General features: G+C 28.1%; 10 protein-coding genes. 3 read left to right on the plus strand and 7 right to left on the minus strand.

What is annotated here, in order from left to right; genetic code table 11:
* Positions 1-68: 68 nt before the first annotated feature.
* Complete coding sequence (locus IC173_RS16135) at positions 69-1,667, minus strand: putative manganese-dependent inorganic diphosphatase (protein WP_227435512.1); 1,599 nt, start codon at positions 1,665-1,667, stop codon at positions 69-71.
* An 855-nt stretch (positions 1,668-2,522) separates the two neighbouring features.
* On the opposite strand from IC173_RS16135, the gene adhE reads away from it, so the two are divergent.
* Positions 2,523-5,165 (plus strand): bifunctional acetaldehyde-CoA/alcohol dehydrogenase, encoded by a 2,643-nt coding sequence (adhE, locus tag IC173_RS16140; protein WP_227831699.1) that lies wholly within the window; start codon positions 2,523-2,525, stop codon positions 5,163-5,165.
* Between the two features lie 379 nt (positions 5,166-5,544).
* Here adhE and IC173_RS16145 read toward each other — a convergent pair whose 3' ends face one another.
* The 3 genes from IC173_RS16145 to IC173_RS16155 are packed head-to-tail and all read right to left on the minus strand — an operon-like array spanning position 5,545 to position 9,176.
* Positions 5,545-5,886 carry a hypothetical protein gene (locus IC173_RS16145; RefSeq protein ID WP_227483394.1) on the minus strand — a complete coding sequence of 114 codons (342 nt, stop codon included), beginning with the start codon at positions 5,884-5,886 and terminating at the stop codon, positions 5,545-5,547.
* Positions 5,887-5,925: 39 nt separating this feature from the next.
* Positions 5,926-6,588 carry an ABC transporter ATP-binding protein gene (locus IC173_RS16150; RefSeq protein ID WP_227483393.1) on the minus strand — a complete coding sequence of 221 codons (663 nt, stop codon included), beginning with the start codon at positions 6,586-6,588 and terminating at the stop codon, positions 5,926-5,928.
* An 11-nt stretch (positions 6,589-6,599) separates the two neighbouring features.
* Positions 6,600-9,176 (minus strand): ABC transporter permease, encoded by a 2,577-nt coding sequence (locus IC173_RS16155; protein ID WP_227855857.1) that lies wholly within the window; start codon positions 9,174-9,176, stop codon positions 6,600-6,602.
* 208 nt (positions 9,177-9,384) lie between these two features.
* Here IC173_RS16155 and IC173_RS16160 point away from each other — a divergent pair, with 208 nt between their 5' ends.
* On the plus strand, positions 9,385-10,320 hold the full coding sequence (locus IC173_RS16160; RefSeq protein WP_227825093.1) for a sensor histidine kinase: 936 nt from the start codon (positions 9,385-9,387) through the stop codon (positions 10,318-10,320).
* Positions 10,321-10,338: 18 nt separating this feature from the next.
* On the plus strand, positions 10,339-11,076 hold the full coding sequence (locus IC173_RS16165; protein WP_227836344.1) for a LytR/AlgR family response regulator transcription factor: 738 nt from the start codon (positions 10,339-10,341) through the stop codon (positions 11,074-11,076).
* Between the two features lie 178 nt (positions 11,077-11,254).
* Here IC173_RS16165 and IC173_RS16170 read toward each other — a convergent pair whose 3' ends face one another.
* The 3 genes from IC173_RS16170 to IC173_RS16180 all read right to left on the minus strand — a co-directional run bounded on the left by IC173_RS16170 (position 11,255) and on the right by IC173_RS16180 (position 17,247).
* Positions 11,255-16,321 carry a DUF4132 domain-containing protein gene (locus tag IC173_RS16170; protein WP_227855858.1) on the minus strand — a complete coding sequence of 1,689 codons (5,067 nt, stop codon included), beginning with the start codon at positions 16,319-16,321 and terminating at the stop codon, positions 11,255-11,257.
* Between the two features lie 24 nt (positions 16,322-16,345).
* Positions 16,346-16,765, minus strand: coding sequence for a hypothetical protein (locus IC173_RS16175; protein ID WP_227435491.1), 420 nt, complete (start codon positions 16,763-16,765; stop codon positions 16,346-16,348).
* Positions 16,766-16,995: 230 nt separating this feature from the next.
* Positions 16,996-17,247, minus strand: a complete 252-nt coding sequence (locus IC173_RS16180; RefSeq protein WP_227435489.1) for a hypothetical protein — start codon at positions 17,245-17,247, stop codon at positions 16,996-16,998.
* Positions 17,248-17,294 lie beyond the last annotated feature (47 nt).

Genomic DNA, 17,294 nt, shown 5'->3' on the forward strand with positions numbered 1-17,294 from the left:
ATAAAAATATAAAAAACTGTTTCAAATTTAAATTTGAAACAGTTTTTGTGTTGTTTAAAGATTTTATATTATTTAAAATTTTTAATTGCAGTAGTTAAGTTAGGTACTAATTGTTTCTTTCTAGATACAACACCTGGAGCAAATGTTCCTTGAACTCCTTCAATACCAAATGCATCAGCAATCAATCTATCTTCTGCTTTGTAAATTAAATAAGAACCTTCTTTTATTATATCTGTAACTGCAAGAACTAATTTGTCATAATCAGTTGAATTTATATAAGATAAAAATTCATCCTTCTTAGCAAATATAGAGTCTGTGTCTAAAGTAAATACTTGTCCTATACCAACTCTATGTCCACTCATGTTAAACTCTTTAAAGTCCATATTTACTATTTGTTCTATAGTAAACTCATCTAAAGAAGTACCACATTTAAACATATCCATAGCATATTTTTCCATGTCTACTTTTGCTATTTTACTTAATTCTTCACAAGCTTTCTTATCCATATCAGTAGTTGTTGGAGATTTAAATAATAATGTATCAGATAATATAGCAGATAAAAGAAGACCAGCTATTTCATAAGGTATCTCAACATTATTTTCTTTATACATTTGATAAATTATAGTACTATTGCATCCAACAGGCATAACTCTAAAAGACATAGGAACATCAGTAGAAATACCACCAAGTTTATGATGGTCAACTATTTCAACTATATTTGCTTGTTCAATTCCATCAGCACTTTGAGCATATTCATTATGGTCAACTAAAACAACATTCTTTTTAGATGGATTTAATAGATGCCCTTTTGAAATTAATCCTAAAAACTTATTGTCATCATCTAATATAGGATAAGATCTAAAATTTGTTTCTAACATAATTTCTTTTATTTCATCCATATAGTCATCTTCTTTAAATGTAATCAAATTATCTGTGGCTTCTATAGAATCTAAGAAACTACATTGATTTATGACATTAGAAGTTTTGTAGTTGTCACTTTCAACAGAAACAACAGACACTCCATTTATTTTAGCAAGAGCTAGTAAGTCTTTTGAAATTTTTGTATGATTAGTAAGTATTAAAAGCTTAACTTTTGTATCAATTGCGTATTCAATACTATCATATCTATCGCCAACAATAGCTATATCCCCTTCTTTTAAAGTCTCTATCAGGGTTTCCATACCAAATGATAAAGTAACAACTCTACCTTTTACATCTTCACCACAATCTACAAGGATATTACCATTAAGGTTTTTGCAGATATTTGATAGTGATGTGTGTATAGTTGTAAAATGTTGATGAAGAAGGTTTTTAGCTATTTCTTTCATGGTAATAATACCAGCAAAAGTTCCATCCTCATAAGTTACAGGTAATGTTTTAACATTTTTTTCATCCATAAGATTATAGGCTTCTAATATAGAAGAAGTTGGAGTTAAAGGTACTACCTTATCATAATTTAAATCTCTAACTTGTATTCTAACGTTATCTAAGATTTCAGGTGCATCTACCTTAAAGTAATCTAAGGCGTATTTAGCTTCCTTTCTGATGTCTCCTAAAGCATAAGCTGTTGCTTCTATCCCTAATTTGTTTTTTAAATGTGCTAATGAAATTGCAGAACATATTGAATCTGTATCTGGATTTTTATGTCCGAAAACTAATAAACTCATTTTAATACTCCTTTCAAAACCTGAATATAATAACTGATAAAAATATTATATCAAAAGGTAGTAAGTATTTGTTGTAAAAGAAAAAATTTAATGAAAAAATATTATAGGAAATTTTATCTCTTATATAAGTACTACAAATTTAATATAAAATTTTTTATGATATCTACTTTTACCCAATTAAATTAATTTTTATTCACAATTAATTGATTGGATATACCTGAGAAAAAATTAATTAATATGATAATAAACTAAGAATTTATAAATAATTTTGTGCTGTAAAATTTTTTGTATACATATTGTAAGTAAAAAATTAACGAGGTTGATATAAAAATTGTTTATCTACATGAAAAATATTATTTTAAGATATTGACTTAAAAATAACTTATAGAAACTAAAATATTTTTAATTTATATATTTTTAAAAATTACATAGTCATTATCAAAAGAAAAAATGCATATAAATCAAAAATAAGTGTTATTTTATGAAAATATGACAAAAATATTATGTCTTACTTGTAAAAATAACATATAAAATTTAATAAATAAAAAAAGTGAAAGATATAAATTATCATTTTAGTAGTTTATTTAGTCAAAGTAAATTATTCAAATGAAATATATCTTATTTAAATAAAAAAATTTAATAAAAGTAAAAAAAATAATATATTTGTTAAAAAATAAATTGACAAAATATTCAGAAAAAAAACTTCTTGACCTAAGGGCATAAAATAAATAAAATCTAAAGTATAGATATGAAATCTATAAAATTATTTTAAGTATAGGTTAAAAATATAATAGATGATGCATTTAAGATTTATAAAAATAGGAGATGCATAATTATTTAGGGAGGTTTTTAGTTATGGAGAAAAAAGAAAAGGTTGTAGAAACAGTAGCTGTTGAAGTATGTAGCCCTGAGATTGTCAATAGTGTTGAGACATTAAGAATGAGGCTAGAGGAAATTAGATTAGCACAAAAAGAATTTGCAACATTTACACAAGAGCAAGTAGATAAAATTTTCTTAGCTGCTTCAACTGCAGCAAATCAACAAAGAATTCCCCTAGCAAAAATGGCAGTTGAAGAGACTGGTATGGGTATTGTTGAAGATAAAGTTATAAAAAACCATTTCGCTTCAGAGTATATCTATAATGCTTATAAAGACACTAAAACTTGTGGTGTTATAGAAAAAGATGAGGCATTTGGATTTACAAAGATTGCTGAACCAGTAGGTGTATTATCAGCAGTTATACCAACAACTAACCCTACATCAACTGCAATATTCAAGTCCCTAATAGCACTAAAAACTAGAAATGGTATAATTTTCTCCCCTCATCCAAGAGCTAAAAACTGTACTATAGAAGCAGCTAGAGTTGTACATGATGCAGCAGTTAAGGCAGGAGCACCAAAAGGTCTTATAGGTTGGGTAGATGTGCCTTCAATTGAATTGACTAATGTTGTTATGGCAGAAGCAGACCTTATATTAGCTACTGGCGGACCTGGAATGGTTAAATCTGCATATTCTTCAGGTAAACCAGCTGTTGGAGTTGGACCTGGAAATGTACCAGCAATAATAGATGAGAGTGCAGATATAAAAATGGCTGTAAGTTCAATATTAGTATCAAAATCATTTGATAATGGTATGATATGTGCTTCTGAGCAAGCAGTAATAGTACCAGAAAAAATATATGAAGAAGTTAAAAAAGAATTTAAATATCGTGGAGCACATTTCTTAAATAAAGAAGAAACAGAAAAGGTAGGTAAAGTAGTAATAATCGATGGAACTTTAAATGCAAAAATAGTTGGACAACCAGCTCATGTAATAGCAAAAATGGCAGATGTAGAAGTGCCAAAAACAGCTAGGATAATAATTGGCGAAGTTGAATCTGTTGAAGTAGAGGAACCTTTTGCACATGAAAAACTTTCTCCTGTCCTTGCAATGTACAAGTCTAAGAGTTTTGAAGATGCAGTTGCTAAGGCTGAAAAATTAGTTGCTGATGGTGGGTATGGTCATACTTCATCATTGTATGCAGACTCTATCAATCAACCAGAGAGAGTAGAGAAGTTTGTAAATGCTATGAAGACTTGTAGAGTATTAGTTAATACTCCATCATCACAAGGTGGTATAGGTGATTTATATAACTTTAAATTAGCTCCATCTCTTACTCTTGGTTGCGGTTCTTGGGGTGGAAACTCAGTATCAGAAAACGTAGGAGTTAAGCATTTACTTAATATCAAGACAGTAGCTGAAAGGAGAGAGAATATGCTTTGGTTTAGAGCCCCACAAAAAGTTTATTTCAAAAAAGGATGTTTAGGTGTAGCAGCAAGAGAATTTAAAGATGTCATGAATAAAAAGAAAGCTTTTATAGTAACAGACTCTTTCCTTTACAATAATGGTTATACTAAAAAACTAACTGATTTATTGGATGAAATGGGAATTAAGCATACTACATTCTTTGATGTTGCTCCAGACCCAACACTAGCTTGTGCAAGAGAAGGGGCTAAGGCTATGTCCGATTTCCAACCAGACTTAATAATATCTGTAGGTGGAGGTAGTGCAATGGATGCTGGTAAGATAATGTGGGTAATGTATGAGCATCCAGAAGTAGATTTCCAAGATTTAGCAATGAGATTTATGGATATAAGAAAAAGAGTATATGCATTTCCTAAGATGGGTGAAAAAGCATACTTTGCAGCTATTCCTACTTCAGCAGGAACTGGTTCAGAAGTAACTCCATTTGCAGTTATAACTGACCAAGATTCAGGTGTAAAATATCCATTAGCAGATTATGAATTAATGCCAAATATGGCTATAATTGATGCAGATATGATGATGGAAATGCCACCAAGATTAACAGCAGCGTCAGGTGTTGATGCATTAACACATGCACTAGAGGCATATGTATCTATGTTAAGAACTGAACCAGCTGATGGACTAGCACTTCAAGCAGGCAAAATAATATTTGAATATTTACCTCGTGCATATAAAAATGGAAAGACTGATAAAGTAGCAAGAGAAAAAATGGCAATGGCATCTACTATGGCTGGTATGGCTTTTGCAAATGCTTTCTTAGGAATTTGCCACTCTATGGCACATAAACTTGGTGCATTCCACCATGTTCAACACGGTGTTGCAAATGCATTGTTAATAAATGAAGTAATTAAGTTCAATTGTGCAGAAGCTCCAAATAAGATGGGCGCATTTTCACAATACAGACACCCTGATTGTATACAAAGATATGCTGAATTTGCTTCTTTCGCAGGAATTAAAGGAAATACAGACCAAGAAAAAGTGGATAATCTTATAAAAGCAATAGATGAATTAAAGGCAAGAGTGGGTCTTCCTAAGACTATAAAAGAGGCAGGAGTAGATGAAGCTAAATTCTTAGAGGGATTGGATGCTATGGTTGAACAAGCATTTGATGACCAATGTACAGGTGCAAATCCTAGATATCCATTGATGAGTGAATTAAAAGAGATATATTTAAAAGTTTATTATGGTAAATAATATTTCTTTTAGAATATTAATTCTATTAGACTTGAATATAAGTTATTAGACTTGTATATAAATTATTAGATTTGCATATAAATAGAGTTTTATTAGAGCTATATATAAATATTTGTTAATGATAGATTATAACTTAAAACCTAAATAAAAATGACAAAAGGTAAGAAAATTTATATTGATTTTGAATATGTATATTTAATCAATTAACTTTAAAATTAGTCACAAAATTTTTTTATTACATATAATTTTAAAGTATAATATATAAAAAACTTTATGAAAAAATTATAAAAATATTCAGAAAATTCTATTGACTAATCTATTTATCATGATATAATAGGTATAGAAAACAAAAAAACTGGGGCCTATTAAGGCCCCCTTATTACTTTTTGATAGATTTATTTAGAATAACTTTCTCATTTTGATTTTTTATATTTATGACAGAGTCGTTGTAATCTACCTCGAAGTTAGCAAAGGCAGAAAATAAATCTATATCTCTTAACAAATGAATTGTCATACATTGCTTGTTCTTATTTAATCTTAGAATTAATGCTCTTACAAATGGAAATTGGATTCTAGAATTAAATAAGTTAGAACCATCAGTATCTATATCTAAGCTACGATAACTAATATCTATAAATATATCTACATCATCATTTTCTTCTCTTATTATTCTGTAGTCAAAATCCAAGTCTAAATTTAAATTACCTAAAACTAATAACATTTAAATCCTCTTTTCTATAAATGATTTTAGAGTGTTAGTTTAACTAAGCTCTCCATCTATTATAGATATAATTCTATCTGCTTTTCTAGCAATATTTTCATTATGTGTTATTATTATAAGCGTTTGGTTATATTTTTTTATTGAACTTTTTAGTAAATCCATGACTTCTTCTGTAGTTTTGCTGTCCAAATTTCCTGTTGGTTCATCTGCTAGGATTATACTTGGTTTTGTAGATAAAGCACGTGCAATAGCAACTCTTTGTTGTTGACCACCAGATAATTGATTTGGAAGATGATTTTTCCTCTCATTAAGCCCCAATAAATTTATAAGGTCTTTGATGTATTCTTCATCGACTTTTTTATTGTCTAACTTTAGTGGTAATTCTATATTTTCTTTTACATTTAATACTGGAATTAGGTTATACTGTTGAAAGACAAATCCTACTTTTTGTCTTCTATATTTTGCTAGTTCTTTATCTGAAAGGCAACATATATCTTTACCATCGACTTTTATAGTTCCACTACTTGGTCTCTCAAGACCACCTACTAAATGTAGAAATGTGCTTTTCCCACTTCCACTTGGGCCAATTATTGCAACAAATTCACCCTTATTTATTTTTAAATTTGCATCCTTTAGTGCATGTACAGATGTTTCTTTTTTTCCATAAATCTTACCTAAGTTAAGAATCTCTAATATAGGCATAATTACTCCTCCTATTCTGTAATGTTTATAGCTTCGACTATACTAATTTTATTTATCTTCCTTGATGGAATATATGTAGCTAGAATACCTACAATTATGTTTGCTAAAACAACTAGGATATATATTTTGTAATCTATTGAAAATCCCAATCCATATGATACAAATCCCTGCAGGTAATACATTTTAAATTGTATTATAAGACCAGCCACAATGGTAATTATACTTGAGAGTGCTCCATATAATATTCCCTCATAGAGTATCATATTTTTAAATCCTTTCTCAGAGATACCAATAGCTCTTAACATTCCAAATTCGTTAGTTCTTGAGGTTAAGTTATAACTTATGTTATTTATTATATTAAATACACTAATTATGAACATCACTGCTACTATACCATAATTATAAATCATGGACCTAGATGTCATCTTATCAGAGTTTTCTTTTTCTACCATCATATCTACCGTTGTAGTTCCAGGAACTTCACTTCCAATTTTACCCAAAAGTTTATTTATTTTTTTCTTGTTTGCATTTTTATTAAGGTCTATATAAACTAAGTTATACTTATCTACATCAGTTAATTTTTTTAGATATTCGCTACTCGTTATTACATCTACACCCTCATCTCCAGAGTACATACCATTATCTGCAAAAGGATAACTTACAATAGCTCCAACTTTAAAGTCATATTCTAGATATTCATAATTATCTTTTTGACTTTCATAAAGTCCTGTATCTATTCCAACTTTTGGATATTTGACCTTTATAGTATCGCCTACTTTTATATCTACAGCTGGTGTGCCTGCGCCAGGAGTAAAAGTCTTTGAATATTTCTGTGTTTTAGAAATTTCTGGTACATATACTATAGACAAGTTTTCTTTTTTCATTTTTTTCAAATTTATACTTCCACTTACTAAGTATTTTTCTAATGATTTTATCATCTCATCATCATAACCTCTTAACTTTTGTTTTAGTGTATATTTTCCGGTAGTCTTATTTTTTGTGAATAGAGGAAATTTCTTATAATAAGGAGCTGAATTTATAGCTTCGTAGTAATCTAATCTATTTATTGTATCTACCTCTATTCTCGTGTTCAATATGCTAGCAGTTTTGATTTTGCCAATTCCATCTATATTTTTTATTTTGTCTATCTGATTATCATTAAAACCCTTTATATCCTTGAAAGAAGTGCTGTTGCCAGTTTCATTTAGAAAAACATTTGATAGAATAAAATCTGCATTCATATATGTTTGCTCTTGACTACTTTTGTTTTGGACATCTAAAAAAGAAGATTTATAATTGTCTTTTATGATGATTATACCTCCTATGCTCATAGATAATATAATTACAATGAAGCCCTTTTTATTTCTAAAGATGTTTTTCGCAGATATAGATTTTGTTACTGATATATTTAAAGTTAATTTGGATATTAAAGAATTAACTTTGGTTACATTTTTATCAGTTCCAAAAGTTTTTCTGATAGCATCAATAGGGGAAATTCTTCTTATTTTTAAGTATGTAAAGAAACTTATAATCAGTATTGTTAGTATTGTACATGCAATTGATAAGAGGATTATTTTATCTGGAATAACAAAAGGTGTAACATTTATATTTCCTTCAAATTTAATATTTCCTGCAGACCTATTAAATATTTGTGCTCCCCCCATACCTGTACATATACCTATAGGCATTGCTATCAAAGCAAGTATGAAAAGTTCATAAAACATAAGTTTGAAAATCCTAAAATTAGTGGCTCCAATTGCTCTTAAGACACCATATTCCTGTACTCTTTGGTATATTGATATAACATAGATACTATATATTACAATACCAGCAAATAGACTCATCGCAATTGCAACGAATTTACTTGAATCATCTAAAATACCATTTTCCATAGTAGAGTCTATAAGCATTGAGTTTTTTCCTATACTATTCTCATCCAACATAGCATTTTTTGCTATATTGTCTATGTTTGTATTTATATCACTGCCCTCATTAAATTCAACATAAGCTGTAAACTTATCCAATTTTGATTGATTGAGATTCAAAAAAATTTCACATTTTCCCTTGCTTTTTTCTATATATCTATCTTCAAGTATTCCTACGACTTTAAAAGTCTCTGGATTTTCTTTTTGATATAATTTAAAAGTAAGGTCTTGATTTATCTCTGGTTTTAAACCCATACTATTTAAGGCCCATTTCTCTACTACCACCTCATTGCTAGCTTTTGGAAAGCTACCTTTTATAAGTTTAGAATGGCTAGTCAAGTAATTTTTATTTGCATATTCTATGTTTATAGGTAATTTTTCATTAACATCTGTGGATGCATAGTAAGATGTTATACCCAAATTTTTAATATCTTTACTAGATTTTATGGATTCTAATTGATTTATCTTTATATCTTTAAAGTATGCATGGTCAGTTCCAAGTTCTCTTCTCAATCTATCTACATCTGCTTGCTGAGAACTTCTTGAGAGGGTACCAATACCGACAATGAGTGATGTGGCAAGAATTATACTCACAGCAATTGCTAAAGACCTAGCTTTATAACTTTTTATATACCTTAGTACTATTTTCAAATTATCTTTCATGTTTACCACCTTCCTTTCTTAACTAAATCAATTATATATTTATCTAAAATATATAGCAAAGTAAGTATTTTCAAATTTTAATCAGTTAATTGTACAAATTTATATGTGTTTTTACAAGTTTAGTTAATCTATATGTAAATTTTGACTTTTTACATAATTTTTTTAAAATGATATAATTTTCATATAAATTGTAGATGGGAGGGAAATTATGGAGAATAACTTTATATTTCCTATAGTAATACTAACCTTATTTATATTTAGTAACCTTATAATGAATAAGTATAGGTTTTACAAAGAATTAGACATATTAAAAAGAGGACTACTAACATTTTTTTTATCATGTTTTGTATGGATTTTATTCATGGAGAGTATTCAATATATACAATTAAGTTTAGGATATAATTCTTTACTTGAAGGGGTATTAAACATTATATTTTTTCTAATTTTAATTATTTTAAGTTGTTATATAGGTTTTAAATTTATAAGATTGATAAATAATAACAATGAACAAGAATCCAAGTTACAAAAGCTAGATAGTAAAATAAATCATAAGGATAATATAATCGTCAAATTAAGAAGTCAAAAACATGACTATTTGAAACATTTGCAAGTAGTGTATTCTCTATTAAATACTGGGTTAGATGAAGATGCTAAAGGATATATAATGAATATATCAAATAACTTTAAATCAAAAAACTCAAGGTATGGGAAAGTATCTTATTTAGATGCTATAGCTTCATTAAAATATGAGGAATGCCTTGAAAAGAATATATCTTTTGATGTCTATATTCAAGATTTTATGGATAATTTAGAGATTGAACCTAACGACATGAGTTCAGTACTATTAAATATAATAGACAATGCAATAGAGTCTTTGTCTGCTATAAAAAAGGAAAAGAAGTATATAAGATTGCATGCATATGAAGATGAATTTCAGTATATTGTAGCCATAAAAAATAATGGTCCTAAAATACATAATGTTGAAAGTATATTTTTGGATGGGTTTAGCACTAAAGAAGGACAAGATAGAGGTTTTGGGTTATATCTAGTTAAAAATATATTAGATAAGTATGATTATAGTATACTTGTAAATAGTGACGATTTTTTAACTGAATTTGTAATTTTAATACCAAAATATTATTAGTTAGGAGGAGAGAAGTCTGTGATAAAAGTTTTGATTTGTGATGATGATAAAATTGTAAGAGATGATATAGCAAATATAGTTAAAGAGTCTGGATATGTAGATTATGTTAAGAAAGTCAAGGATGGTATAGAAGCAATTGAATTTATAAAAAGTGAGAAAATAGACTTATTGATTATTGACATTGATATGCCATATAAAAATGGTATTGATTCTGCTAAAGAAATTCTTTCTATAGATAAAGATATACATATAGTTTTTGTAACAGGTTTTGCTGACTATAGTCTTGAGAGCTTTAAAGTACATCCTATAGATTTTATAGTTAAGCCGTTTAAAAAAGAAAAAATAATTGATTCAATTAATATAGCAATAGACCACATTAACTCTCATAAAATTGCAAAAAATAATTTTATAGAAGATACTCTTTTTGTATATAAAATAAGGAAACAGATACATATGATTAATTTTGATGATATAGTCATGTTTGAGAAAAATTCAAGAGCTATTAATTTATATACTAGAGATGAAGATACGATAAAATTTTATGAGAACTTTGATGATTTAAAAAAACGCCTACCTCCTAATTTCTTTATGACTCATAAACAATACATAGTAAATTTAAGGCTTATACATAAGGTTATACCTATAAATAAATCTTCCTTGGAGATAAGGTTTATAAATTTTCAAGAAAATGCCATATTAAATAAATCTCTAGAAAAAGACTTTCTATATAGATTTTATAGAATTAAAAGATTCTAGTGAAAAGAGAGAAACAAATTCCATTATACAATAAGTATTATAAAGATGATATATAAGAAAAGTTTATATAAAAATGATTTATAATTATGAGTTAATTTATATAAGTTATAGTGTAAAATATATTGGACTTTCTTTAAAAAATTAGAAAGTCCAATATATTTTAGAGATAGTTTTATATTTATAAATTGCTTAAGATACTAGGGTCTTTAATCTTATTATCTTCAGCAAGTAATAATATCTTAGACATAATCTCAGCAGTCTTAGGGTCTTCATCAGCAAATGGAAGGAATATCTTACCTCTACTTTGAGAATGTACAGGAAGTATATTTAAAGCACCCATTCCTTTTTTATGTACAATACCAGAACCCATATGTACAGAATAATCACCTAAATTACCTGCTATAAGAGCATGAGAGCCTTCAAAATTGACATTCTTAATCTTTAATAGCAATAGTAGTTCTTTAGCAATAGCTATACGCATCTCTACAGTAGAGTGGCTTGTCTCAGGGTCAACACCACCAGCATGAGCAACACTTACAACAAGGTCTATATCACGCATAACTTCAGAGAAAAGAATTGGCGGTATAGAAGCTAGTTCTAAGCTTTTATAAGTCTTTCTATTAAAGAATTCTACTGTTTCAATAGTTGGAGGTTCAATGTCTGCTGGTGAAAACCAATCTGCAAGTGCAAACATCTTTGCTACTATATTTTCTTTGTAGAATACTTTTTGTAAACCTTCCTCATAGTCAACAGTCCAAAGTTGATTTCTAAGAAGTGCTACAGTTTTCTTTGGCTGGATTTGATGGCCAGCATATCTACGAGATATAGTTTTTTCAGATAATTCGTCAGCATTTATTCTATAATATTCACGGAACACTTGCTTAAATGGTTGAACAATTTGCTTATCAAATAAGTCATGTTGGAATTCACTCCATTTACCAGATTCAAACAGATGAACTGGATGTGCAAGTTTTAATTTATTTTTTGCAGTTAATCTATAAGGTTCACCAGTTGTATCACAAATAAAGAACTTAGACTTATCATTATATATATATCCGATAGTATCATCACATAGCCAAACTAGATTTTTAACTAAAGGACAAATAACTGGGTTTTTATAAATATTGGAGATTTCCTTAACTGTAAATACTGTTTCATTTTTCATAGCTTGCTCTAAACTTTGTTTTGCACGAGAATACTGACTTTTTAAATCTCTTTGTACTGATTTAAGTTCAAGTACATATGGATGTTTTGCAAGAGCTTTTGGTACACTTTTTAAAGTCTTATCACCTTTTTGGACTTTTATAGATGTTTTTCCTTTTTCATCAACATCTATCCAAAGTGAAGTTCCATCAATATTCTTTGGTTTAAATATATGAGCAACCTCATTTAGTTTTTCCGTTTCAAGAGCCCACATCATACGATTGATATCTTCAAAACCAGCACTTCTAGCTAAGTTTTCCATTGCTATAGCACAAGCCTTTGATTCACTTTCACGACGTTGTGCACCAAATTGTTTACTTTCTTTAGCAAACTTTTGAATAAATTCATAACGGAAAGTTGCTTCTTTAAGGTCTCCTTTTTTCATAGGAAGTAAAGAGAAACTTCTCAATTTATCTTGATTTCTATTTGTTTCAATTTCTTTCATCAGCATATCTTTATCAAGTTTTCCAAGTGTAGCATCAGCATAAAGTTGTGCACGTCTGTGAGAGTTTCCACCACTAGTTATGTATTTAGCTGATTTGTAAAGGAGATTGAATCTTTCTTCTCCAATAGTTTTATATGAATCTAAAAACCAATCCACATCAAATGCTCCATCCATGAAACTCTGTGGTGATATAGGAGAGAATAGAGCAACTTCTGATTCTTTTTGAGCAGAGAAGCCTTCATTTATATGTGCATGGAAATACCAAATTGTACTCTTTAAACCTTTCCAGTTTAAATATTTTTCAATTATATTTACCCATTGAGGAGCATACATAGCAGCTTCTATTAATCTTAATTCAGTAATATCAGTAGTTTTAAGTAATTTTTTTAATTCTTTAGAATTATCTTCTTTAGTAGGATAACAATTTTTAAGTAGAGAACTCAAAACATCTTTTTTTGAATAATTACTACCATATGAATATCCTCTTTGGAAAGTTTCTTTACCAAGAGCAACTAAGATGTTTACGAAATAATTCATACCCTCAAAATGTTGTATATTATCAGCTAGATGAGAAACTTCTGTTGGCATATCACCTCTACGTGATTCGATTTCTATAATTCTATTTGTAACTGTTTTTATATTGTTTTCAAGCCATGGATGTTTTTCTAATGTATCACCACCCCATCTAGGGTTTGTCAAAATTCGTATTATATTTGTTGCATTGTATCCAGTTACAATTTCTCGATTGATTTGTTCCTCAGTCATTAATCCCAATTCATATGCACGAGCAAATATATCTATATTAGTATAAAATGGGAATTTATATTCTAAAAGTTGATAATTTGCAAATGTAGTATAGAAGAACTTAGTAAAAGAAATATCATCATAAATAAATGAATGTGCCTTTCCAAGCCAATAGTTTAAAATTGGTGCATCTAAAGCAGGGCAGTATTCATTTTGTCTATAGTAGTTTTTAGTAAACTCAACTCTTTGCTTTTTACATTGTTCAGTAGTTAATAGGTTTCTAAGTTTGTAGTATGTATCTAAACAGTATTCAAACATTTCTTTCTGGTCAAATTCATTTAGTAATACTGCAAGTATTTTTCTTGTAAGAACATCAAATTTTAATTTATCTAATTTTGTATATAATTTTTTTTGTTTTTTTTCATCAAGGACATTTGAGTATATAGATGAAAACCAACTTTTTTCTATTTCATGATAAGAGCATGAGCGTATGCTATAAAATAAAATATCAAGGATTATTTTATAATCTAAATTAAGTTTCTTACTAGTTTCTCTCCAAAGTTCAGCTAATGGATAATTATCAATAGTATCCTTATTATTTCCAGTTATATGTTTAATAGGAGTTAGATTATATGTAGAGTAACCTAAAAGTATTTTATCCATATTACCTGACCATCTCTCAACCTCATACTCATAATCTGCATTTTCAATAATAAGTTCATCAAATTTTTCATATACTTTTAATATTTTATTTATATCTACATCTAGAATCTTCTTAGCTTCTTTTTTAGTTGATATAGAAACAGAATCCTCATTAGAAGATAAGCTTAAATTGGAAATAATCTTATTAAGTTTTGATGGAGTAGAGGAATCGTATTTAAAATCAAATTGTTCAGGAATTTGAACCTTATTTTCAGGATTGTATATCCCAAATCCATTTTCTTTACAATAATCATTTTTTGCTTTACCTAATAAATTATCAATTAATATCTGAACTTGAGATGTATTCTTTTTAGACTTATCAACACTTTCCACTAATGAAATAAGTTTATTGTATAGTTCTTGTCTATCAGTATTGTCTTTTAATAAGTTTACAATTTCAAGTCCTCCAAGACATTTTTGCGAATTTGAAGATTTTATTAGAGAAGAAGCAATATTTTCTAGTTTTGAATCATCTTGTTCAAGTAAAATCTTTATTACTGTTTGTCTGATAGAGCTTGTTTTTAAAGTAAGTAAGTTGTTTATTCTGTCTAACTCTACATCTGATAAGTCAAGTTCTTTAAGTAGACTTAATACAATTTCTCTATTAGAAACACTCTTATCGCTCAAACATTCTAATAAGAAACTACGTTGTTTATCTGTTTTTGGCTCATTTATAAAATTAGCTATAAATGAAGCTCTTAAATCAGAACTCATAAGAAGATAGTTGTCCATTAGAACATCCATAAATTGAGTATTCATATCATATGCTGTTAATGTCATCATGCATCTAAGGATACTGTAAGAAGAAATTTCGACCCAAGACCATGGAAATACACTGCCAGAAAATTCCTTAGTTTTTGAATTTAAAAGTTCTAAAGTATGTTTTAGATTTTCAAATTGTTCCTTTCTAGCATCAAAGTCTTTATTAATAGGAGAATTTGATAAGTCAAAATCAACTTTTTGGTTTTGCCAATTATAGTAGTAACCAACAGAACTTTCTACATAGAAATTTCTAACTACCCATGCAAGTATCTCTAAATCGTCGCCTTTAATATTTTTAGATGCAACAGAGTGTTTAAAATATGTACTTTCTGTATTTGATAAGAAGTAAAGAGCTACAAGTTTTTTGTACTTTTCATCATATGAAAGCAATTTTTCAATAAGAGTGTATGAATCATAGATATTGTAAGTTGCAGCTGCCCATAAACTAAAATAAATTTCAAGGTTATCCTTACTGTTAATTGACTCTATACAAAACTCTTTATCAGTCAATGATTTATATGAAAGTTCTAAGCACTTACGAATTATTCCAGGTTTTTGGTCTGAAAAACCAAGCCCTGTCCATGTATCTAAAGCTCTTATAACAGAACTAAATCTTTCTAAATTGTTATCTAGGATAGTTTTTAACATATAGACAGATGCAGGAATTGTACCTTCGTCTAGGCTTTCTACAATTTGTTGTCTAAGACCTTCTTGTTGCTTAGCAGCCAAAAGAAGTTTAGAAAGCATTTCATAGCATTTTTCACTATGACTTTTCATAATACCAATTATCATTTGTCTAGTAAGTAGGGCAGTTTGATTTTCTCCAAAAATTACTTCTTCTAAAGCATTGATTACATCATCATTTCCATTATCTATTTCTAATGCGATTTTATCACTCATTATATAATCATATTGAAGAACTTTATCTGGAAGTGTAAGATAATCTAATACAGAAAAATCGTAATATATCAAACTCACATAATGTGAAATAAGCCTAATTATACTTCTAAAATAATCTTTAAGTTTATTTGAGCGATACCCTTTACGATAGTATCCTCCTGAATATGTATAATTCATTTTTCTTTTAATTAATTGACAAAGTTCTTCTACTTGCTCAGAAGTAAACATTAATTCTAAAGCATTTTTTAAAGGGCCAGAAAGTAATGTGTCTACACTTTCAATTTCATAGTAATAACAATTATAGTATTTTTTTATCATATCTAAGAATTTATTTTCATCTTTTACATCATAATAGTATGATTCGTCTTTTACACAATCCCAAAGAGCTTCAGTTAAATCGTAATATGGTTTTGAAGAAGATTTAGTAAGATTGTTTTTAAAATCTTCAATTATTTTAGGATTTTTTTCTAATCTAGTACGTTCTGACATTTATGTACCTCCAATTTATTTATTTTAAAACATCCTTCCAGCAAGTAGAGTGAGTCTTATAAAAGTGAATATATCACTATCTTTTAAATTTATAGGAGAATTGAGTTCTTCAATAACATCTTCGTTTATAAGAACTTTATAGATTCCATCTTCAAATGCTTGTAGTGCAACTTCTATAGCTTTTTCTATAGATTGTTTGTTTTCATTGTAGATAGAGCCGAATCCAACTTTTCCAATAGTAGCTTGAGACTCAATATCTTCACTAGTTAAAAAGCTTATTATTGATTTTTCTGGGGTCTTTTCATTATATTCAAGAACATTTTTAGATACAATTTCAGAGATAGCCTCTTTTAGGCAATTGATGTTGTCAGATAAATCAAAGGGGGTAAGTTCTAGCATAGGTCTACGTTTGCCAACAGCTTTAACTCTAAAATAAATTTGCATAAAATCACCTCGCAAAATATTAAGTATTAAGAAACTTAAAAAATTTATCTATTTGTTATATTATATCATTTTGTGAAATATTAGTGTGTATTATGGAATTATTTTACAAAAAATAGAAAAAAAGCTATCTTAAAGTCTAAAAAAGAGATAAAAGATAACTTTTAATTATGAAAGCATATAATAATAACTTGTAGTTATTAAAATTTAATTTAGATGTTTAGTTTTAATAACTATCTTTTTTTATTTATAAATTTTACTCCTAAGTATTTTTTGATATCTTCTTCAGGAGAAAAATCGTCAATAAGGATTTCTTTGCCAGTATCTTCAAATACTACTAGAACTTCACAGTCACCTTGTAAGAAAAATTTTCTGACAGTATCCTCTTTAACTTCTCTAACTTTTATTACATTCTTTTTTTCTTTTTCAAAGTCTTTTGTATAGTAACTTCCCATCATATTAATGATTTTTGTATATCTATTCATAAAATGCCTCCTCATGCGATTAAATTTAAAAAATATGTTATAATAAT

Source organism: Clostridioides sp. ES-S-0048-02 (assembly GCF_020658495.1).
Classification (GTDB): domain Bacteria; phylum Bacillota; class Clostridia; order Peptostreptococcales; family Peptostreptococcaceae; genus Clostridioides.